Annotated in this window: 1 protein-coding gene; it reads right to left on the bottom strand. The window is 55.0% G+C overall.

The window, feature by feature from the left end; genetic code table 11:
- Positions 1-62 precede the first annotated feature (62 nt).
- Positions 63-617 carry a fluoroquinolone-acetylating aminoglycoside 6'-N-acetyltransferase AAC(6')-Ib-cr5 gene (locus QMN38_RS26700; protein WP_063840321.1) on the bottom strand — a complete coding sequence of 185 codons (555 nt, stop codon included), beginning with the start codon at positions 615-617 and terminating at the stop codon, positions 63-65.
- Between the last annotated feature and the right edge of the window lie 25 nt (positions 618-642).

Below are 642 nucleotides of genomic sequence, written 5' to 3'. Positions count from 1 at the left end.
AACGTTTGACATGAGGGGCGGCCAAGGGCGCCAGCCCTTGGACGTCCCCCTCGATGGAAGGGTTAGGCATCACTGCGTGTTCGCTCGAATGCCTGGCGTGTTTGAACCATGTACACGGCTGGACCATATGGGGTGGTTACGGTACCTTGCCTCTCAAACCCCGCTTTCTCGTAGCATCGGATCGCTCGCAAGTTGCTCGGCGACGGGTCCGTTTGGATCTTGGTGACCTCGGGATCATTGAACAGCAACTCAACCAGAGCTCGAACCAGCTTGGTTCCCAAGCCTTTGCCCAGTTGTGATGCATTCGCCAGTAACTGGTCTATTCCGCGTACTCCTGGATCGGTTTCTTCTTCCCACCTTCCGTCCCCGCTTCCAAGAGCAACGTACGACTGGGCATACCCAATCGGCTCTCCATTCAGCATTGCAATGTATGGAGTGACGGACTCTTGCGCTAAAACGCTTGGCAAGTACTGTTCCTGTACGTCAGCAAGTGTCGGGCGTGCTTCTTCTCCGCCCCACCACTCGACGATATGAGATCGATTTAGCCACTCATAGAGCATCGCAAGGTCATGCTCAGTCATGAGGCGCAGTGTGACGGAATCGTTGCTGTTGGTCACGATGCTGTACTTTGTGATGCCTAAC

Source organism: Citrobacter sp. R-1.5.2 (assembly GCF_035064245.1).
Classification (GTDB): Bacteria; Pseudomonadota; Gammaproteobacteria; order Enterobacterales; family Enterobacteriaceae; genus Citrobacter.
Note: the sequence above shows the minus strand (reverse complement) of the source record. Positions and strands in the feature narration are given on the sequence as shown.